Origin of the sequence: Polyangium sp. 15x6 (assembly GCF_029960785.1) — a bacterium.
Taxonomy (GTDB): Bacteria; Myxococcota_A; Polyangia; order Polyangiales; family Polyangiaceae; genus Polyangium.
Window position 1 is genome coordinate 30014 of the sequence record NZ_JASBQE010000028.1, and the last position, 20003, is coordinate 50016.

Below are 20003 nucleotides of genomic sequence, written 5' to 3' on the forward strand. Positions count from 1 at the left end.
CGCTCAGCGCGCCGGCGGCATTTTCGCAATCTTGCGCTGGAGCGAACGCCGGTGCATCCGCAGTCGTCGCGCGGCCTCCGAGATATTGCCGCCGCAATCGCCGAGCACCCGGTGCAGATACTCCCACTCCACACGATCGAGCGAGGGCACGTCGTCCGGCGCGCCCTCCGCGGACGGACGACCGGCGAGGGCCCGCTCGCACGCGGCCGCGTTCACGGGCTTCGTCAGGTAATCGAATGCCCCCGCGCGCATCGCCTCCACCGCATTCGCGATCGTGCCGTATCCGGTGAGCACCACGATTCGTGTCCCCTCGTCGAGGGCCCTTAGCGATCGCACGAGGTCGATCCCGCTGCCGCCCGGCATTCGCACGTCGACGAGCGCATATTCGAAGACCTGCCGCTCGGCGAGCGCGAGCGCCGCCGCGGGCCCCTCGGCGAGCGACACCGAAAAACCCCGGCGTTCGAGGGCTTCCCCGAGCGCGGCCCGGAACGCGGCGTCGTCGTCCACCACGAGCAGCGTGGGTTTTCCCTCGGCCGCCGTCACGCCCGCGCCTCCGCGAGCCGGATCGTCACGCGCGTCCCCCGCGGCTCGCGCGGCCCGATATCGAGCGTCCCTCCGGCGATCTCCACGACGCGCCGCACGAGCCAGAGCCCGAGGCCCATTCCCTCGCCGGGCTCCTTCGTCGTCAAGAACGGCTCGCCGAGACGCTCGCAGAGATCCGCGGGCACGCCCGTGCCTTCGTCCTCCACCGCCACGAGGATCCGCTCGCCCTCGCGCCGCACGTGCACGCCGATCGGCGCCGTCACCGACCCGGCTCGGCACGCGAAGAGCGCATTGTCGAGCAAGGCCCCGAGCGCGCCCTCCACTTCGGCCGCGGACAAACCCACGCGCGCGCCTGGATCACACGACATCGAAATCGTGACCTTCGCGTCCGGGTGCGCCGCCCGCCAAGCCGCGACCGCGCGCGTCGCGGCGTCCGTGATGCTCGCGTGTTCGCCCTCGGCGCTGCGCGTGCTGCCCGCGGACAGGCGCGTGATCACCTGCCGGCATCGCTCGACCTGCGCGCCGATCGCCGCGCCGTGCCGCTTCGCCGCGTCGGGCTCGCAGCCGTCGCCGATCTCGTACGCGAGCACGGCGATCGTCCCGAGCGGCGTGTTGAGCTCGTGCGCGGTGCCTGCCGCGAGCGTCGCGAGCGCGCGGAACCGCGCGTTCGCCTCGGCCTCGCGGCGCAAGCGCGCGATCTCGCGGCCGCGCGCGGCGAGCGCGCCGCGCACGTGCGTGACGAACGTGGCGATGATCCCCGCGGAGATCGCGAAGGCGAACCACATCCCGTAGAGGTGCGTCGAGAAGGCCCCGTTCTCCGGGTGGCTCGGACAGCAGGCCCCGGACGGCACGCTGAAGAGCGCGAGGAAGAGGCACGCGGCGAAGCCCGAGAGCGCGAGCGTCGTGCCGAGCGGCAAGACCGCGGCCGCGAGCGCGACGTGGATCAAAAAGAGCGCGCTCCACGGGTTCGCCGCGCCGCCCGAGCACGCGAGGACCACGAAGATGCCGGCGAGGTCGAGCGCGAGCCCGGCCGCGAGCGCGCGCGGCGACGGCGGCGGACGGCCCCTTCCCGCGCGCGAAGCCACGAGCGCGTTCGCCGCGGCGACGAGCAGCGTCGCGGGCACGGCGATCTCGTAGCGGACGTGAAAGCCGAGGATGTGCTCGCTGAAGGGCAGCGTCGCGAGCAAGAGGACGGAGATCGCGATGCGCAGCCCGGACAGGCCTCGCTCGACGATCCCGATCGCGTCGTCTTCCTCGTGGGCCGCGGGCAGGCCCAGGGGTGCGCCGGACATGGGCGCGAGCGTAGCAACCGCGAGGCGCGCCGGGGTGCGTCCGATCGTCGCACCGGACCGTTCGGACGTCATGCGACAACGTGTCTCATGGATCTTCGGGCCGCGCGGCTCCATGGATGCACCCGTGCTCGGCGCCTGCAAGACCTTCGCCTCGGCCCTGCTTGGCTGTGTGCTTCTTCTGGCCTCCCGTGATGCCTCGGCGTCCGCTTGTTGCGGCAGCGGACACGGCCTCGGCCAGCGGCTCGGCCCGCTCGAGCGCGCGGCGGTCGGGCTCTCGTTTCGTTTCTCCGATCGGTTCGGCTCGCACGGACACGCGGGCGGCTTCACGCTCGCGCCGCCCGGCACCCTCGACGCCGAGGGCCGCGCCGAGCTCGGCGTTTTGTTCGCGCCGGTGCCGCGCCTGCAGCTCGGCCTCGTGGCGCCGGTCCTCCTCAACGTCCGAAGCTCGCGCGATGATACGTTCGTCGGCGGCGGCTTCGGCGACCTCGCGTTCTCGGCGCGCTTCGACCTCGTCCCGCTCACCACGACGAGCGCCTGGCCCGCGATCGCTCTCACGGCCGGCGTCGGCCTCCCGACGGGCCGATCCGCGACGGACGCGAAGGACCCGCTCGCCACGGACGCCACGGGCCTCGGCGCGGCCGAGGTTCGTCCGGGCGTGTTCGTCGAGAAAAACTGGGCGGGCGAGGCCACGGCCGTCTTCAGCGCGTCGATCGGCTTTCGTACGCCGATGACGGGCGCGCGTGGCGAGCGGATCGGGCTCGGCCCGCGGGCGCGGTTCGTCGCGGCGGCGGGGCCGGTGTTCTCCTCGGGGTGGTCGCTCTCGGCGGGGCTCGTGCACGAGCGCGAATCGGCGCCTTCCATCGGCGGCGTGACCACGCCCGACGCGGATCGGCGACGCACGGCTGCGCTTTTGTTTGCCGGCTACGACATCACCGAGCGCTTCACGGCGCTCGCTTCGCTCGAGGTGGACCTGCCGGTCCCCTCGCTCGGCAAGAACGAACCATCCGCCGTGGCGTTCGCCATCGGCCTACGGAGATCATTTCCGCGTTATGAATGAGACGAACCGCATCTCCCGCGCCCGTTTTTCGAGGATGCTCCTTTGCGCGATCGCCTTCTCGTCGCTCGCCGCGTGCGGCGGCGCGGAGGGGACCTCGGGGAGCCCGGACCAGGAGTCGATCGGCCTGCGCGGCGCGCTCGAATTCACGCTCGTCCCCGAGGCGCCGATCGTGCAGGGCGAGAACGATCTGCGATTGACCCTGCACGACGCCGCGACCGGCGCGGTGATCGAGGGGGCTTCGATCGAAGTGACGGCGATCATGCCGGCGATGGGGCACGAGGCGACGGACGCGCCCGCGATCGAGGAGGCGGGCGCCGGCGCCTATGCCGTGCGAGGCCTCGCGCTCTCCATGCCGGGACGCTGGGACGTCCACGTGAAGGTCGAGCACCAGGGCACGACCGATGAGGTCCATTTCTATTACGACGTCCCCTGAGCCCCTCGGCAATCCACGAACACCTGGCGCAGCGCCTCCAGGAACACCGGCTTCGATTGCTCGAACAGATAAAAATGGCCGCCCTCGAACATCCGCGAGGTGAAGGCCGCGCTCGTGTGCTCGCGCCACGGCTCGATTTGCTCGGCGCGCGTCGAAAGATCCTGTCGCCCGCCGAACGCCGTGATCGGGAGCGCGAGCGGCGCTTCGGGCTCGAAGGTGTTCGTCTCGTAAATCCGGAGGTCGGCGCAGAGCGGCGGCAGGAAGAGATCCATGAGCTCGGCGTTCGACAGGACGGCTTCGGGCGTGCCGCCATAACGACGGAGCTCCTCGATGAGGCGCGGCCTCGGCAGGTCGTGCAGGGGCATGCGTCCGAGCGGCAGGTGCGGCGCGCGGCTGCTGGAGACGACGAGGGCCCGGGGCGTCGCGGCGCCTCGCGCGCGGAGTGACCGCGCCATCGCGAATGCGACGTGGCCGCCGAAGCTGTGCCCGAAAAACACGAACGGGAGGTCGAGCTTCGGCGCGAGCACGGGGACGAGCGCCTCCACGAGCGGGGGCATCGACCGGTAGGGCGTCACCGAGAAGAGCGACTCGCGGCCGGGGAGTTGCACGGCGTGGAGCTCGACCCAGGGAGGCAAACCCGCGGCGAGCGCGCGGTAGGGGAATGCGCCGCTCCCCGCGTGCGGAAAGGCGAAGAGGCGAAGCGCGGGCACTTCTTTGGCGGGGACGCTGACGAGGGCAGGGGACGGAGGCGGGGTCTGAGCCATGGGTTCGTGAGCGTTAGGCATCACGAAGGCCCGCGGAGGTCAAGCCCGCCGTGTTGACGGCCCGCGCGCGTGTCCGTAGCCTCACCGGGCCATGGAAACCTCCTTCGAGGCGCTCGCGAACGATCCCATCCTCGCCCGGCTCGTGAATGAATTGGTCACGCGCCATGGCTGCCACACGGTCGTTCTTTATGGCTCGCGCGCGCTCGGGGCGGCGGCGCCGGAGAGCGACTGGGACATGCTCGGGATCCGCGCGGAGGGCGAGGCGACGCGGGACGCGAGGCTCGTGGACGGGGTTTTTCTCGACGCATTCATCGTGCCCGAAAAGGACGTCGTCGACGCGGGGGCGAATTTCCTGCACGTGCGCGGGGGCGTGGCCGTGCTCGATCCGCGGGGGCTCGGCGCGCGCCTCGTCGAGGATGTTACGGCCGCGCTCGCTCTGCCGCCGAAGGGTTTGCCCGAGGCGGAGATGGAGGCGCGGCGGGCCTGGTGCTGGAAGATGCTCGGGCGCATCCGGCGCGGCGGGCCCGCGGACGTGGAGGCGCATTATCGGCGCGTGTGGCTGCTCTTCGATCTGCTGGAGCTCCATTTCGTGCTCCGGGGTCGCCATTTCCTCGGGCCCAAGGAGAGCTTCCGCTGGCTTCACGCCGAGGATCCGGCGGCGCACGCGGCGTTCTCGGCCGCGCTCGCGCCCGCCGCGCCGATCGAAGCCATCGAGGCGCTCGTCCGGCGCGTGCTCTCCGGTTGATCCGGTCAAACCCCGATCCGGTCAAAGGTACCGCAAAAGCTCGGGGCTGTGCTGCGACGCTTGGTCGGCGAGCGGGCAGGCGCGCCCCGGGTCGCCCCGAGCCGGGCGCCTTGCGACTGAAGAAGGAGGCAAGCGGGCGTGTCGCGGACGATCACCGCGTGCTTGCCGAGCGCCTTCACGAATTGCACGGCCGTCTCGACCACGGTAGGCTGCGTCCGGTTCGTCACGGACACCTCGCAGAACCCGGCCAGCACCGCGGGGGCGAAGAAATGCAGTCCCACGAAGTTTTCACGTACGTCGAGGCGCGTCGCGAGCGCCCGGAGCAGCGCGGTCGGGGCCGTCGTGGCCAGAATGGCGCGACCATGCGTGGCGCGCTCGGCCTGCGTGAGCAGGGTTTGTCGCGCTTTCCAGGCCGAATCGGTGGATTCGAGGACGAGGTCGGCGCTCGCCGCGGCCCCGATGTCCCCGGACGCACGGAACCGGTCGAGGGCGCGCTCGACGGCGTCCCGGTCGAGCCGGCCGTCTTGGCGTTTGTCTTCGAACGAGGAGGCCAATCGGCGGCGAACCTCGGAGGCGCTGCCGTGCGTGGTTCGAATCATCGTGGCGGACAGGCCAGCGAGCAGGCAGGCCTCGATGACGCCGATGCTGCCGGCGCCTCCGCCGATGACGGCCACGTCCGTGATCGCGCGGGCCGTCGCATCGCCGTTCGCGTTCTCCAGCGGCTCCATGGTCCCCCTCTCGAAACACCTCCGGAACGGCCGCGTCCGAGCGCCCGGGGTGCGTTGTCGTATGGGTCCTACATGGGCACCGTCAATACGGCCGCGTTCGTCTGGGCCAGGCGGCATCGCGGGCGCAATCGGGGCGGCACGTGCGTGCGAGGCGTAGGCGAATGAGCCGCAGCGGATCGTCTTTGCGAGGGGCGGACGAGGCGCTGCGGCGCGCGCTCGACGACGTGCGCGCGCGTTGCGACGTCGAGGCGCGCAAGGCGGCCGATCCGGTGCATTTCGTGCATCGTTATGCCCGTCGCGACGACCAGGAGATCGTGGCGATGATCGCGTCGGCGCTGGCGTTCGGCAACGTGAAGGCGCTTTGCGCGAAGATCGAGGACGCGCTCGCGCGGCTCGGCCCGCGTGTCGCGGAGATCGCCGACGATCCGGCGGCGGTGCGCGCGCGGCTCGCGGGGTTCCGGCATCGCGTGTATCGGGACGAAGATCTCGCGGGGCTCGTGATTGGCGCTCGCGCGGTGCAGCGCGTCCATGGCTCGCTCGGCAAAGCGCTCACGGACAAACTCGCGGCGACGGGCCATCTGCGGGAGGCGCTCGGGGCCTGGGTCCGCGAAATCCGGGAGCGGGGCGGGCTCGGCGCCGGCGCAGGGGGGCGGCGGGGCGCGGAGCATATCTTGCCGGATCCGAGCAAAGGCAGCGCCGTGAAGCGGATCCTGCTCCTCGTGCGATGGATGGCGCGGCCGGCGGACGGGGTGGATCTCGGGTTATGGGACGTCCCGACGTCGCGGCTCATCATCCCCGTGGATACGCACATCCACAAGCTCTCGCGGAACCTCGGGCTCACGGAACGCAAGTCGGCCGATTTCCGGGCGGCCGAGGAGATCACGGCCGCGCTCGCGCGGCTCGACCCCGACGATCCGGTGAAATACGATTTTTCCTTGTGCCACCTCGGCATGCTCCAGACGTGCCCGTCGAAGCGGGACCCGGAGGCGTGCGAAGGATGCGGGGTCAAGCCGGTCTGCCGGCACTGGCGGCGTGACGCGACGCCCGGCCATCGCGGCACGCGACGTTCGTAAATCGAGCCCAGCCTGGCGAATCCGTATACAATGGTCCTTCCCGCGTCCAAGGAGGGACTTTCCATGCTTCGATTCATTCGTCCTGCATTCGCGACCGCATTTATTTTTTGCAGCCTCGCCGCATGCTCGGGCGGCGGGAGCGGCGATGACGGCTCCGGCGCCTCGGGCGCCTCCGGGGGCTCCGGCGGCGCGGGCGCGTCGGGCGGCTCGGGCTCGGCCTCGGGCGGCGGTGGACCGGGTGGATCCGGGGGCGGAGGTGCGCTCGGCGGGCCGTTCCGGTATGGCATCAATTATGGATTTCCGAACCCTGGCTGGAACGATCAGGACCTCGCCTTCCTGTCGCACGAGGCGGGCGCGAACAGCGCGCGGCTGAAGCTCTCCGAGGGGCACCTCGCGACGTGGGGCTACGACATCGAGGTCGGGGACATGCAAGGGTACGGGTCGCTCGGAATGGGCGAGCACGTGGCGTTCCTCGGCGTGCCCACGGCCGAGCACTCGACGGCGCCGGGGGGCATTCCGAGCTGGGAGCTCGAGCATTACATCCCGAAGAACCTCTACGAGCCGGTCTTCAATGGGGACGGGTCGATCAACCCGAACAATTACTGGGGCGCGTACGTGTACCAGACCGTGACGACGTACAAGCCCTGGGTGCGGGTGTGGGAGGTGTGGAACGAGCCGGACTGGGTCTCCGATTGGCAGGTCACGCAGACGTGGGAGACGGAGCCGCCGACGAAGGAGCATCTCGTGCGCTTCGGGGGGTCGATCTACGATTACGTGCGCATGCTGCGCGTGAGCTTCGAGGCGGCGAAGAAGGCCGATCCCGAGGCCCGGATCGCGCTCGGCGGGATCGGATATCCGAGCTTCCTCTCGGCCGTGCTGCGGTACACGGACAACCCCTCGGGCGGCGCCGTGACGGACGACTTCCCGAAGACGGGCAGCTCGTATTTCGACGTCGTGAGCTTCCATTATTATCCGGTCTTCGGGCCCGGCGGCTCGGAGGAGGGCGTCGCGGGGTTCTTGAAGCTGAAGTCGGATCTCGCAAAGAAGCTCACGGACGCGGGCGTGACGGGCAAGGGCTGGATCGTGACCGAGACCGGGGCGCCGCACGTGGCCGTGGGCGGCGCCCCGGGCGGGCCCGAATACGCGCCGAATTATCTGGCCAAGGTGATGACGGCCGCGCAGACCGTGGGGATCGAGCGGATCGATTGGTTCTGCCTGTCCGATGGAAAGGCGGTCGGGCAGAGCACGAACGCGTTCGATTACATGGGCCTTTACGTGGACGTGTCGAAGCTCGGACAAACGAGCGAGGCCGTGCGCACCGAGGCCGGCCGCGCGTACCGGACGCTCGGCAAGCTCCTCGAAGGCGCGCTGTTCGACCAGGCCGGCACGACGGCGCTCGGTTTGTCCGATGCGATCGGCGGCGCCGCCTTCCGTTTGCCCGACATGCGCCGCGTGCTTGTGCTCTGGGCCCGCACGTCGGGCGGCAGCGAGTCCGCGAGCGCATCGTATTCGCTCGCCGCGGAGGGCGCGTACGAGTCGTACTCGCTCGATTTCAGCGAGTCCGGCGCCGTGGAGACGCTCGACCCCGAGGGCGGAAAGATCACGCTCACGCTCGGCGGCGCGCCGCGGATCTACGTGCAGAAGCCCTGATTCAGCCGGGCCAATCGAGGCGAAATCGATCCATCGGCGAGACGCGCGCCGCGCCCTTGGCCAGGCCGAGGGCGCGGACGTCGAGGCCGGTCTCGTCGGGGGCGAGGGTCAGGAAGTGAAAATCGCGAATCGAGGGGCCGTCGAAGAGATCGCGGAACGTCTGCCGCTCCTTCGGGAGAAGCCGATGCCGCGGCCCTCCTCCGCCGCCGCAGACGACGAAATGGCGGCCCTGCCGGACGAAATGCTCATAAGCGTGCACGTGCCCCGAGAGCATCAAGACGGTCTTTCGGGAGCGCAGGAACGAAGGGACGAACGAGCGCTCGACGAGGGCTGAAGGGCCGGTGACGGTGCCATTCGTGAACGGCGGGTGGTGGATGAGCACGAGAATGCCCCGCACGTCCGGATCGGCGTCGAGATCGGCGAGGGTTTTGTCGTACCAGCGGAATTGTTCGTCCCATTGGGATGACGGGAGGAAAAACCGGTTCGAATCGAGCGCGACGACGCCGAGGGGCCCGAGGCACGTCGTGTAGAATCGGCGTCCTTCGAGCCGGGGGAACCGCGAGAAGTAATGCCGGAGGCCCCGCGGCCCGATCGACCAGCAATCGTGGTTGCCGAGGATCGGCAAGAGCTCGATGCCCGCGGCCCGGAGCGGCTCGACCAGCCGATCGAAAAAGGCCCAGGCCCGGGACGAGGCGCCGAGGAAGACGTGATCGCCGAGCAGGAGCAGGGCGTCGGGGCGCGTCGCCGCGAGCGCCGCCATGATGCCCGTCCGCTCGGCGTCGTTCTGCTCGGCGAGCCGGAAGAGCCGCTCGATGAGGGACGTGCGTTGCAGGTCGGAGACGACCGCGATGCGCCCGCCCTCGGGAAAAGGGACCACGATCGAAGGCGAAGGCGTCGGGGCAGGGGCCATGGGCGAGGGGATGGATCCTAGCGCGCGGTCGCGCAGAAGACGTTGACCCGATGCCCGCGCGTGAACACGTTCGTAGCCGAATGATCACCCCCGATGCGTCCCCCGGCGTCCCCGTCGCTCCTGGTCCGAGCCCGTCCGCGGCCCTCGCGCCGCTCGAACGACCCGGCTTCGTCGCGGGACTCAAGGCCGTGCTCGGCGGCTACGGCTACCTCTTCCGCACGCCGGACATCTGGCCGCTCGCGATCGTCCCCACGGGCATCGCGCTCGTGCTCACCGTCGTGCTCGGCTTCGCGGGCGTAAAACTCGCGCCCGCGCTCGTCGCGTTGATCGTGAAGGAGCCCGGGACGGGCGCGCTCTGGACCGTGCTCGGCGTGCTGCTGAAGGTCCTCTCGATCGTGGTGATGCTCGTGGCCGCGCTCGCCACCTCGTTCGCGCTCGCGAAGCCGCTCGCCGGGCCCGCGCTCGAGCGGATGGTGCGGCGCGCCTCGGCCGATCTCGGCGCGCCGCCGTGGCCCGAGGTCCCCTTTTTCGTGGACATGTGGCGCGCGCTCCAGTCGTCGCTCGTGGCGCTCGCGTTCACCGCGCCGATCCTCATCGTGCTCGGCGTCCTGAGCTTCTTCTTCGCGCCGGTGAGCGTCATCGCGTTCCCACTCCAGCTCGCGATCGCTGCGCTCGCGGGGGCGTGGGACCTCTGCGACTGCCCGCTCTCGATCCGCGGCGTGCCCGTGGGCGCGCGCATCGATTTCGTGCGCCGCAACATCGGCGCCGTGATGGGCTTCGGCCTCGGGCTCGCGTTGCTCTCGTTCTTGCCGTGCGCGCTGCTCATCGTGCTGCCGGCCGGCGTGCTCGGCGCGGCGCGGCTCGTCGTCATGCTCGAACGGCACGAGGCCGCCGCGCTGCAGCAGCCGCGCTGAGCTTCGCGGAAGGGCGCTTCGTCGTTGCCACGGGCGAGGCCCGAGGTCACTGTTCCGGCCATGTTCGATCGGTTTTTGCGCGCCTGCCGCCGCGAGGCGACGGACGTCACGCCCGTCTGGTTCATGCGACAGGCCGGCCGCTACATGGCGGAGTACCGCGCGCTTCGGGAAAAACACACGCTGCTCGAGATCTGCAAGACGCCGGAGCTCGCGCTCGAGGTCACGCTGCAGCCGCTGCGGCTCGGCGTCGACGCCGCCATCCTGTTCGCGGACATCCTCCTGCCGCTCGAACCGATGGGCGCGCCGTTCTCGTTCGAGAAGGGCGAAGGGCCCGTGATCCACGAGCCGGTGCGCGACCGCGCGGCGATCGATCGGATGCGCGTCTTCGAGCCGGAAGAAGGGCTCGGCTACGTGCTCGAGGCGATCCGCCTGATCCGGCGCGAGCTCGACGGCAAGACGCCGCTCATCGGCTTCGCGGGCGCGCCGTTCACGATGGCGAGTTACCTCGTCGAGGGCGGCAAATCGTCGGATTATTTCCGCACGAAGCAGCTCATGTGGGGCGATCCGGAGTCGTTCTCGCTGCTCATGAGCAAGATCTCCGAGGTCGTCCGGCGCTACTTGCACGCGCAGGTCGAGGCTGGCGCGCAGGCGGTGCAGCTCTTCGACTCGTGGATCGGCGCGCTCTCGCCCGAGGATTACAGGACGCACGTGGCGCCGCACGTGAAGAACATCCTCCAGAGCATCGAAAAGACGGGCGTGCCGGTGATCCACTTCGGCACGAACACGTCGACGCTGCTCGAAGCGCAGCGCGATTGTGGCGGCACGGTGATCGGCGTCGACTGGCGTTTGCCGCTCGGCGAGGCGTGGAAGCGCATCGGCTACGATCACGCGATCCAGGGCAACCTCGATCCGCTCCTGCTCTGCGCCCCGCGTGACGTGGCCGCGGCGCGCGCGCGCGCCGTGCTCGCGGAGGCCGCCGGCAGGCCGGGGCACATCTTCAACCTCGGGCACGGGATCGTGCCGCAGACGCCCGTCGACAACGTGAAGGCGCTCGTGGACGTGATCCACGCATATCGGCACGAGGGCGCGGCGTGAGCGTTCGCCGCGTCGTCGTGGTCGGCGGCGGCATCACCGGCCTCGTCGTCGCCTACCGCTTGCTCTCCGCGCAAAAAGGCTCGCGGTTCGAGGTCACGCTGCTCGAATCGCGGGCGCGGCTCGGCGGCAACATCCAGACCGAGCGCGAAGGCGGGTTCGTGATCGACGGCGGGCCCGACTCGTTCGTCGTCGCCAAGCCCTTCGCCACGGACCTCTGCAAGGAGCTCGGGCTCGGCGAGCGGCTGATCGGTACGACCCCGAAGAATCGTCGCGTCTACATCCCGCGCCGCGGCGCGCTGCACACGATGCCCGAGGGCCTCGTGCTCGCGGTGCCCACGCGTTTTTTGCCGTTCGCGCGGACGCCGCTCTTCAGCCTGCCGGGCAAGGCCCGCATGGCGCTCGACCTCGTTTTGCCGCAGCGCCCGAAGGAGAAGGGCGACGAGTCGATCGGGAGCTTTTTCCGCAGGCGCCTCGGCGCGGAGGCGCTCGACGTCCTCGCCGAGCCGCTGCTCGGCGGCATCTACGCGGGCGACGTCGATCTGCTCAGCATCCGCAGCACCTTCCCGCAGCTCGCCGAGCTCGAAGATCGCCACGGCAGCCTGATCCGCGGCGCGCTCGCCGAGCGCCGGAAAAAGCCCGCGCCGAAGGGACCACCGCCGAGCCCGTTCCATTCGCTCCTCGGGGGCATGGGCGAGCTCATCGAAGCGCTCGCCCGGCGCATCGAGAAGGCGGGCGGCGACATCCGCGTGGGCGCGCCCGTCGCCTCGGTCGAGCGATCGAGCGGCGCGGACTCGAATGCTCCGGCGCGCTGGATGGTGCGGTACGGCGCGCGGGACGGGCAGACCGAGTCGATCGAGGCCGACGACGTGGTGATGGCGGCGCCCGCGCACGCGGCCGCGAGCGCGCTCGGGCCCATCGACGCGGAGCTCGGCGCGCTTCTCCGCGGCATTCCATACCTCTCGACGGGCACCGTCGTCCTCGCGTACGCACGGCCCGACGTCCCGCACCCGCTCGACGCGGTGGGCGTCGTGATCCCCAAGGAAGAGCGGCGCCGCATCCTCGCGGCGACGTTCATCTCCAGCAAGTGGGGGGGTCGCGCCCCGCAGGATGCGGCGCTCGTGCGTGTCTTCGTGGGTGGGCATCGGGATCCCGGCGCGCTCGCGGCGAGCGACGAATCCCTCGTCTCGCTCGCGCGCGAGGAGCTCGGCTCGCTCATCGGCGTCCGCGCCGCGCCCATGCTCGCGCGTGTGTTTCGGTACGAACAGGCGAACGCGCAGCCGGTCGTGGGGCACGCGGCGCGGGTGCGGCGGATTCGCGACATCGCGCGCAGGCTCCCCGGCCTGCACTTTGCGGGCGCCGCGTTCGACGGCGTCGGCATCCCCGACTGCGTGCGGCAGGCGAACGAGGCCGCGGAGGCCGTCGCGGCCCGCTGACTTTCGCCTATACTCCCCGGCGCGCGGAGATGTGCGAGCTACTCGGGATGGAGTGCAACGTCCCCACGGACATCGTCTTCTCGTTCTCTGGCTTGTGCCAGCGAGGTGGGAAGACGGGGCCGCATGCGGACGGCTGGGGCCTATCGTTTTACGAGGGGTACGCCGCGCGCGTCTTCCTCGAACCGACGCCGGCGGCCGAGAGCCCGCTCGCGCGGTTCCTCGCGCAAAACCCCATCAAGACGATGCTTGCGATCGGCCACGTCCGCAAGCGCACGCGCGGGCCCACGAGCCTCGCGAACACGCACCCGTTCGCGCGTGAGCTCTGGGGCCGGCACTGGGTCTTCGCGCACAACGGCACGCTCCCGCGCGTGCGGCAGCGCAAGCTCGGCCGCTTCACCCCGATCGGCACGACCGACAGCGAGTACGCTTTCTGCGTCCTGCTCGAAGAGCTCCGACGCACCTTCGACGATTATCCGCGCAGGCCGAGCGAGCTCTGGCAGGTCGTGGCGAACGCCGGCGCGCGCATCGCGAAAGACGGCACGTTCAACTTCCTGCTCGGCGATGGCCGGCACCTGTTTGCCCGGTGCGGCACGCGGCTCTGCTACATCATCCGTCAGGCCCCGTTTGGCCTCGCGCACCTCGCGGACGACGACGTCGCGGTCGACTTCTCGGCCGTGACCACGCCGCGCGATCGCGTGGCCGTCGTGGCGACGGCGCCGCTCACGAAGAACGAGACGTGGACGCAGGGCAAACCCGGCGAGATGTGGGTCTTCGATCATGGCCGGCTGCTCGCGACGTTGCCGTCGGGCGCTCCGGATCGACGGCCTGCGCGGGTGTCCCGGGAGTCACGCGTGACTGCGGCGCGAGGCCTCACCGCTTGAGGTACTTCGCGACGTCCCGGGCGCACGAGTCCGTCGCTGCTGTCCCGAGCGGGCACCTTGCATTCGTACAATCGTCGCACAACAATGTCGCAAATCTCGCCGTGGCAGCATCTGGGCAACCGGGCATCCACGACGAGACACGACGAGGACGAAACCCAGTAATCGAATTCACCTTGACGCCTGCGCAGGGGGATGGATACGCTGAAGCTGGAAGACTGGCTGGATCCGGGTGATTGAGCTTGGAAAGGGCGTCTTTCGAGGGGCCCTGCTTCGATTGCTTGTCGACGAGACCGAAATAGCAGGCAGACCGGGCTGAAACCGCGTGAACGACTTCGACGAAAAGACTCGCGTTACCACGGTGGTGCAGCCCCCGCCGGGTGGGGGTGAGGCGCCTCGGCTCGGGACCGACTGCCTCGTCGTCATTTACACGAAGGAGCCGACGCTGCTCGGCAAGCGCTTCGTGCTCGAGCACAACCCGACGCGGGTCGGCCGCGGCGCGGACAACCAGGTGGTCCTCGACGGCGACTCGGTGTCGCGCCGCCACGCGCAGTTCCGCCAGCAGGGCGGCTACTGGGTCGTCGTCGACGACGGCAGCACGAACGGCACGTACTGCAACGATGAGCAGATCTCGCGCGAGGTCGTCCTGAAGAACGGCGACCGCGTGAAGATTGGCCCGACGATCTTCAAGTTCCTCTCCGGCGCCGACGTCGAGGCGCAGTACCACGAAGAGATCTACCGGATGACCATCATCGATGGTCTCACGCAGATCTACAACAAGCGCTACCTCTACGAGGCCCTCGAGCGCGAGATCATCCGCGGCCGCCGACACGATCGGGATCTGTCGATCCTGATGTTCGACATCGACCACTTCAAGCGCATCAACGACGTGCACGGCCACCTCGCCGGCGACTACGTGCTGAAGGAGGTCGCGCGCGTCGTGCAGTCGCGCATCCGCCGCGACGAGGTCTTCGCGCGCTACGGCGGCGAGGAGTTCTCGATCGTCCTGCCCGAGACCTCGCTCCAGGGCGCGATCGCGCTCGGCGAGACGCTCCGGCAGAAGGTCGCGGACAACGCGTTCGTTTTTCAAGCCGACAGCATCAAGGTGACGATCAGCCTCGGAGCCGCGATCCTGCAGGAGAGCGATCGCTCGGCGCAGGACCTCATCAAGCGCGCCGACGAGAAGCTCTACATGGCGAAGAGGACCGGCCGAAACAGGCTGTGCTCGTAGCCTCCGGGGTCCCTCGGTTCCGTCCTTCCGGGGGACGCTTGTGTCCACGCCTGCCCGCCACGCTCGTGCGTGCTAGTTGAAACGACATGCCCCTCAGCGAGTTTCCCGCCCCCGCAGAGGAACAGACGGGTGATCAGCTCCCCGAGATCCGTGTCCCGCCTCCGGGCCCCGCGTCGCGCAGCCTCCTCGGCAGGCTCGAACGCGTCGAGTGCCCGGCGTTCGGCACGCGGAGGAAAACACGCGAGGAGTCGAGCGGCGCCGAGATGACGCCGATCGTCCTCGCCTCGGGCAAGGGCGCGAACCTGTTCGACGTCGACGGCAACCGCTACGTCGACCTCGTGGCCGGCTTCGGATCGCTCCTGCTCGGTCACGGCGCGACGAGCGTCACGCGCGCGATCGAGGCGCAGACCGATCGGCTCATCCAGGCGCTCGGCGACGTGTACGCCGCCGACATCAAGGTCGCGCTGCTCGAACGGCTCGCGTCGCTCCATCCGGGCACCTCGCCGCGCGTGCTGCTCTGCCAGAGCGGCAGCGACGCCATCACGGCCGCGTTGAAGACGGTGACGCTCGCCACGGGCAAACCCGGCGTCGTCGCGTTCGAAGGCGCGTATCACGGCCTCGGGTACGGGCCGCTCGCGGCGCTCGGGCTACGCGAGAGTTACCGCGAGCCGTTCAACCTCCAGCTCAACCCGCACGTCTCGTTCGCGCCGTATCCCGCGGCGGAGGCCGACCTCGATCGCTCGCTCGGCGCCGTGGAGAAGGCGCTCGCGGTGGGCAACGTGGGCGCGGTGCTGGTCGAGCCGATCCTCGGCCGCGGCGGCATCATCGTGCCGCCCGAGCGGTTCTTGCGGGACCTCTGCGAGCTTGCGCATCGGCATGGCGCGCTCGTGGTCGCCGACGAGATCTGGACCGGGCTCGGTCGTTCGGGCTCGCTGGTTCGATCGACGGCCGTGGGCGCGCCGGTCGACATTCTCGTGCTCGGCAAGGGCCTCGGCGGAGGCTTGCCGATCGCGGCGTGCATCGCGGCCGACGAGGTCATGCAGGCGTGGGCGCGCGAGGGCGAGGTCGTGCACACGTCCACGCACGCGGGCGCGCCGCTCGCGTGCGCGACGGCGATCGCCACGCTCGACTCGCTGCGCTTCCGGCAGCTCGTCACCAAGACGCGTGAGATGGGCGCGCGAACGAAGGAGTACCTCGCGGCGGTGCTCGCGGGCGCGCCGGGCGTCGTCGAGGTGCGCGGCGAGGGCTTGATGCTCGGCGTCGCGTTCGAGAGCGGCGCGCTCGCCTTGCAGACGATGCGGCGTATGCTCGAGGCCGGTTACGTGGTGATCACGGGCGGACAGAAGGGCGAGGTGATCACCTGGACGCCGCCGCTCACGATCGCCGAGGAGCAACTCACGGCGGCGGCGAACGCGATGAAAGCGTCGCTCGGCTGACGGGATGGGTGAGGGCCGCTCGCTTGGCGGCCTTGCCTCGCTCCTGCTAGGAATCGCCGCGTGACGGTACGGCCCACGAGCGAAGCGCTGCATGAGCGTGTGCGGGCGTTCGTCGAGGGAATCTTGCGTGGCGCGCCGCCCGAGCCCTTCGACGACCTCGCGCTCGCGCTCGCGCGTTTCCAGGCCGCGCACGTGCCCGCCCTCGGGCGCCTCGTCCGCGCGCGCGGCATCGACCTCGCGAGCGCGCGTGACACCTCCGTGATCCCCGCGCTGCCTTGCGACGTCTTCCGCCTCGCGCGTATCGCCGCGCACGCGCCCGACGAGGACATGCGCGTGTTCCGGACGAGCGGCACCTCGCAGGGCAAGGAAGCGCGCGGGGAGCACCCGTTCCGCACCACCGCCACGTACGAGCTCGTCGCTCTACGCTGGGGCGAGCGGATGCTCTGGCCGGATCGTCAAAACCTTGGCGTCCTCGTACTCGCGCCGTCGGTCGATGAGGTCGCCGACTCGTCGCTCGGCTTCATGCTCGACCTCTTCGCCCGCAAGCTCCGCGGCCCCGCGAGCTTCCACGTGCGTGAAGGCGTGCTCGACATCGAGGGCGTGGCGCGCGCCGCGGCCGAAGCGCGCACCTCGGGGAAACCCGTGCTCGTCCTCGGCGCGTCCTTCGCGTTCGTGCACCTGCTCGACGGCGCCGGTTCGAAGGATCTCGCCCTCCCGCCGGGCAGCCGCGTCATGCAGACCGGCGGCTTCAAAGGTCGCTCGCGCGAGGTCGAGCCGACCGAACTGCGGCGCGCGATCGCCTCCGTGTTCGGCGTCCCTGAGGCCCACGTCGTGGGCGAGTACGGCATGACCGAGCTCTCGAGCCAGCTCTACGAAGGCACGCTCGCGGCCGCGCTCGGCGCTCGGACCCCGACGCGACACGGCGTCTACGTCGCGCCGCCGTGGATGCGCGTGACGGCCTGCGATCCCACGACGCTCGCGCCGCTCTCGCCGGGCGAGACGGGCATCCTGCGGTTCGTCGATCTCGCGAACGTCGACTCGTCCGTGGCGATCCAGACGTCGGACCTCGGGCGTGTCACCGACGAGGGCGTCGAGCTCTTCGGCCGCGCGCCCGGCGCCACGCCGCGAGGATGCTCGCTCGCGATCGACGAGGTCCTCTCGCGCGGTTCGTCATGAGCGCCGAGGCCGAGGCCGAGGCGCGCGTTCTGCGCGTGATCGCCGCGGGCCGGCGGATCCAGGATCCGAACGATCCGCTCGGCGCCGAGGCGCGGGCGCGTTTGCCCGAGGTCACCGGGCTCGATCCGAGGGGCGTCGAGCTCGCGCTCTCCGCGCACCTGGAGACGCATCCAACGGACGCCGAGATCGACGCGCTGCTCGCGCGCACGGGCCGCGCGCCCCGCTGTCACGTCATCCTCGCGGCCAACGTCTGCACCGCGCCGCTCCGTGCGCTCGCGCTCGCCGCCGCGACCTCGCCCGTGATCGTCGTCCGTCCCTCGCGCCGTGATCCCGTCGTGACCGACCTCCTCGTCCGCGCGCTCTCCGCCGACGAAGCGTTCGTCCAGACGCACCGCGCCTCCCTCACGCGCGCCGCCTCCATCGCGCCCGCGCCCGGCGACGAGCTGCACGTCTACGGCTCGGACGCCTCGATCGAAGCCGTCACACGAGGCCTTCCGGCAGGCGTATTCGTGCGGGGACATGGCACCGGCATCGGGCTCGCGGTCATCGGTAGGGACGCCGCGCTCGAGGACGCAGCCGAGGCCCTCGCGTGGGACGTCGTCCCCTTCGATCAACGCGGCTGTTTGTCCCCGCGCTTCGTCCTCGTCGAGGGCGGCGAACACCACGCGGAGCGGTTTGTCCAAGCGCTCGACGCGGCCCTCTCGCGCGCCGCCGAGCGTGTCCCCCGCGGCTCCCTCGACCCTGCGCTCGCCGCGGAAATCGCGCTGTATGGCGCATCCATGGACGCCGTCGGCCTCTTCCTCTCACGCCCCTCGCATGCCGTCGGCTTCGATCCTTCCCCACGAGCGCTCGTCTTGCCTCCGGCTGCGCGCGTCGTGCACGTCGTCGCGCTCGCGCCCACCGATGCGCCAAACCTCCTCGCCCCGTGGGCTCCGTACGTCACGTCCGTGGGCCTTTGTGATGACGGTGCCCTTGCGCGCGCCATCCTCGAACGCGCACCGTTTGCGCGCCGCTCACCGCTCGGTGGGATGCAGCGCCCGCCCCTCGATGGCCCCGTGGACTTGCGCCCATCCCGCGCTTGATCGGGACCGTCTGCGACCGCTTTCCAAGACCGACCCTCCTGGTATGGTACGGCCCGAATGCCGTCGCATCCCCCCGACGAAGTCTTCGAGAGCGACCCCGCCGTGACGCCGGTCGTCTCGACCTTGCCCCCGCCGCCCGAGTCGCTGAACCCCGCGCGACGCGAGGCTCGCCTCGACCGCGTGCTCGACTTCGTTTCGTTTGTGGCCAAACCGATGCCGCTCTCGGTCTTCCTCGACGAGGCTCCGAAGCGCATCGCCGCCATCGTCCAGGCCGAGATCGTCTCGCTCTACCTGCTCGAGGGCGACGGCGACGCGCTCGTCCTTCGTGGCAACGTCGGTTTTCCCGTGGGCGCGCGCGGCACCGTGCGCATGTCCGTCGGCGAGGGCCTCACGGGCACGGCCGTCGCGACCATGCGGCCCGTCGCCGTCGTGAAGGCGCCCGGGGATCAGCGCTGGCGCGCGTTCCCCGGCATCGACGAGGACCACTACCCCGTCTTCCTCGCCGTCCCGATCCTCGGCTTCGGCCGCGCGCTCGGCGCGATCGTCGTCCAGCGCTCGGGCGACAAGGCGTACCGCCCGAGCGACGTTCGCCTGCTCGTCGCGCTCACCGCGCCGATCGCCTCGGCGATCCGGCATGCCGAGGTGCTTCGGGAGCTGCGCGACAAGAAGCTTCGCCGCACGGGCGGCGGCACGCGCAAGGTCACGCTCCCCGGCGTCCCTTCGGTCCCTGGACGCTCGCTCGGCGCCGTCGCGGCCCTGCGCCGCCCGGCCACTTCACCGCAGCGCAAGGCCACGGCCGAGGACGCGAAGCTCTTGCGAGGTGCCTGGAGCGCGGCCGAGAAGGCTCTCTCGTCGCTCGTCGCCCGCGCGCAGAAGCTCGGGCTCTCGCGCGAGTCGGCGTTCCTCTCCACGTACGAGCTCATGATCGGCGACCTGCGGCTGCGTCAACGCGCGTTCGAGCTCGTCGCCGAGGGCCACGGCGTCGCGCAGGCGCTCGGCCTCGTCGCGCGCGAGGGCGTGCGCGCGGCGAACGGCATCGTCGGCGATCCCTTCCTGCAAGAGCGCGCGCGCGACATGGAAGACCTCTGCGACGCGCTCGTCATGCTCGCGACGCCGGATGCGCGCGCCGAGCTCCCGACGAAGGCCGTGCTCATCGGCGATCGGCTCACCGTCTTCGACCTCGTCGTCTCGGCGCGCACGCGTCCCGTGGGCGTCGTGCTCAGCGAGCGCGCCTCGGATCCGCGCACGCCCGTGCTCTTGCGGCTCCTCGGCGTCCCGTCGATCACCCAGGTCGAGGGCCTCTTCCAGTGGGCGTCCCCCGGCGACGTGGCGCTGCTCGACGCGGATCACGGCTTCCTCGTGATCAACCCGTCACGCGCGGAGATGGCCTCGATCCGCGCCGAGCGGAAGAAGGGCAAAGCGCCGTCGGACGCGTCCGAAACGACCGAGGCCGAGGCGGACAGCGGCGAGATGGAATGAAGCTACCACGCGCGGCGTGCTCACGCGCGCTCGGCTTCGTCGTGCGTCGAGAACGTCCGTCCGGTGCCGTGCGCGCGGGGACGC

At 70.6% G+C, this 20003-nt stretch carries 19 protein-coding genes; 14 read left to right on the forward strand and 5 right to left on the reverse strand.

The features are described from left to right. Positions 1-3 precede the first annotated feature (3 nt). Together QHF83_RS21585 and QHF83_RS21590 are read right to left on the reverse strand one after the other, a co-directional pair. Positions 4-543, reverse strand: a complete 540-nt coding sequence (locus QHF83_RS21585; protein ID WP_282419778.1) for a response regulator — start codon at positions 541-543, stop codon at positions 4-6. Beyond that, a complete protein-coding gene (locus QHF83_RS21590) occupies positions 540-1835 on the reverse strand; it encodes a HAMP domain-containing sensor histidine kinase (protein ID WP_282419779.1) in 1296 nt (431 codons plus the stop codon). Before QHF83_RS21590 ends, QHF83_RS21585 begins: the two co-directional genes overlap by 4 nt. Positions 1836-1905: 70 nt before the next feature. Between QHF83_RS21590 and QHF83_RS21595 the strand changes: the two genes are divergently transcribed. Together QHF83_RS21595 and QHF83_RS21600 are read left to right on the forward strand one after the other, a co-directional pair. After that, on the forward strand, positions 1906-2892 hold the full coding sequence (locus QHF83_RS21595) for a hypothetical protein (protein WP_282419780.1): 987 nt from the start codon (positions 1906-1908) through the stop codon (positions 2890-2892). Beyond that, complete coding sequence (locus QHF83_RS21600; RefSeq protein ID WP_282419781.1) at positions 2885-3325, forward strand: FixH family protein; 441 nt, start codon at positions 2885-2887, stop codon at positions 3323-3325. The genes QHF83_RS21595 and QHF83_RS21600 overlap by 8 nt, the downstream gene beginning before the upstream one ends. Here the strand turns inward: QHF83_RS21600 and QHF83_RS21605 are convergent. Beyond that, the gene (locus QHF83_RS21605) at positions 3310-4089 is read right to left on the reverse strand and encodes an alpha/beta fold hydrolase (protein WP_282419782.1); all 780 of its coding nucleotides are present in this window, start codon (positions 4087-4089) and stop codon (positions 3310-3312) included. The two genes, QHF83_RS21600 and QHF83_RS21605, sit on opposite strands and share 16 nt — an antisense overlap. Before the next feature lie 91 nt (positions 4090-4180). Here QHF83_RS21605 and QHF83_RS21610 point away from each other — a divergent pair, with 91 nt between their 5' ends. Further along, positions 4181-4834: a nucleotidyltransferase domain-containing protein gene (locus QHF83_RS21610; protein WP_282419783.1), complete on the forward strand. Its 654-nt coding sequence runs from the start codon at positions 4181-4183 to the stop codon at positions 4832-4834. Positions 4835-4839: 5 nt separating this feature from the next. Here QHF83_RS21610 and QHF83_RS21615 read toward each other — a convergent pair whose 3' ends face one another. Continuing rightward, positions 4840-5562: a 3-hydroxyacyl-CoA dehydrogenase NAD-binding domain-containing protein gene (locus QHF83_RS21615; protein WP_282419784.1), complete on the reverse strand. Its 723-nt coding sequence runs from the start codon at positions 5560-5562 to the stop codon at positions 4840-4842. 161 nt (positions 5563-5723) lie between these two features. Between QHF83_RS21615 and QHF83_RS21620 the strand changes: the two genes are divergently transcribed. Together QHF83_RS21620 and QHF83_RS21625 are read left to right on the forward strand one after the other, a co-directional pair. Further along, positions 5724-6635 carry a TIGR02757 family protein gene (locus tag QHF83_RS21620; protein WP_282419785.1) on the forward strand — a complete coding sequence of 304 codons (912 nt, stop codon included), beginning with the start codon at positions 5724-5726 and terminating at the stop codon, positions 6633-6635. Between the two features lie 63 nt (positions 6636-6698). Continuing rightward, positions 6699-8285 (forward strand): hypothetical protein, encoded by a 1587-nt coding sequence (locus tag QHF83_RS21625; protein ID WP_282419786.1) that lies wholly within the window; start codon positions 6699-6701, stop codon positions 8283-8285. A gap of 1 nt (position 8286) precedes the next feature. On the opposite strand, the gene QHF83_RS21630 is transcribed toward QHF83_RS21625, so the two are convergent. Next, positions 8287-9195, reverse strand: coding sequence for a metallophosphoesterase (locus tag QHF83_RS21630; protein ID WP_282419787.1), 909 nt, complete (start codon positions 9193-9195; stop codon positions 8287-8289). Between the two features lie 80 nt (positions 9196-9275). Between QHF83_RS21630 and QHF83_RS21635 the strand changes: the two genes are divergently transcribed. The 9 genes from QHF83_RS21635 (at position 9276) to QHF83_RS21675 (ending at position 19919) form a co-directional block, all read left to right on the forward strand. Continuing rightward, on the forward strand, positions 9276-10109 hold the full coding sequence (locus QHF83_RS21635) for an EI24 domain-containing protein (protein WP_282419788.1): 834 nt from the start codon (positions 9276-9278) through the stop codon (positions 10107-10109). Positions 10110-10169: 60 nt separating this feature from the next. Next, positions 10170-11204 carry a uroporphyrinogen decarboxylase gene (gene hemE, locus QHF83_RS21640; protein ID WP_282419789.1) on the forward strand — a complete coding sequence of 345 codons (1035 nt, stop codon included), beginning with the start codon at positions 10170-10172 and terminating at the stop codon, positions 11202-11204. Continuing rightward, on the forward strand, positions 11201-12637 hold the full coding sequence (hemG, locus tag QHF83_RS21645; RefSeq protein ID WP_282419790.1) for a protoporphyrinogen oxidase: 1437 nt from the start codon (positions 11201-11203) through the stop codon (positions 12635-12637). The genes hemE and hemG overlap by 4 nt, the downstream gene beginning before the upstream one ends. A gap of 29 nt (positions 12638-12666) precedes the next feature. Next, the gene (locus QHF83_RS21650) at positions 12667-13518 is read left to right on the forward strand and encodes a class II glutamine amidotransferase (RefSeq protein ID WP_282419791.1); all 852 of its coding nucleotides are present in this window, start codon (positions 12667-12669) and stop codon (positions 13516-13518) included. Between the two features lie 322 nt (positions 13519-13840). Next, positions 13841-14746 carry a GGDEF domain-containing protein gene (locus QHF83_RS21655; RefSeq protein WP_282419792.1) on the forward strand — a complete coding sequence of 302 codons (906 nt, stop codon included), beginning with the start codon at positions 13841-13843 and terminating at the stop codon, positions 14744-14746. An 86-nt stretch (positions 14747-14832) separates the two neighbouring features. Beyond that, on the forward strand, positions 14833-16182 hold the full coding sequence (locus QHF83_RS21660; RefSeq protein ID WP_282419793.1) for an aspartate aminotransferase family protein: 1350 nt from the start codon (positions 14833-14835) through the stop codon (positions 16180-16182). 60 nt (positions 16183-16242) lie between these two features. Further along, complete coding sequence (locus QHF83_RS21665) at positions 16243-17358, forward strand: acyl-protein synthetase (RefSeq protein WP_282419794.1); 1116 nt, start codon at positions 16243-16245, stop codon at positions 17356-17358. Further along, the gene (locus tag QHF83_RS21670) at positions 17355-18440 is read left to right on the forward strand and encodes an acyl-CoA reductase (protein ID WP_282419795.1); all 1086 of its coding nucleotides are present in this window, start codon (positions 17355-17357) and stop codon (positions 18438-18440) included. Before QHF83_RS21665 ends, QHF83_RS21670 begins: the two co-directional genes overlap by 4 nt. 57 nt (positions 18441-18497) lie before the next feature. Continuing rightward, positions 18498-19919, forward strand: a complete 1422-nt coding sequence (locus QHF83_RS21675) for a GAF domain-containing protein (RefSeq protein ID WP_282419796.1) — start codon at positions 18498-18500, stop codon at positions 19917-19919. Positions 19920-20003: the final 84 nt, after the last annotated feature.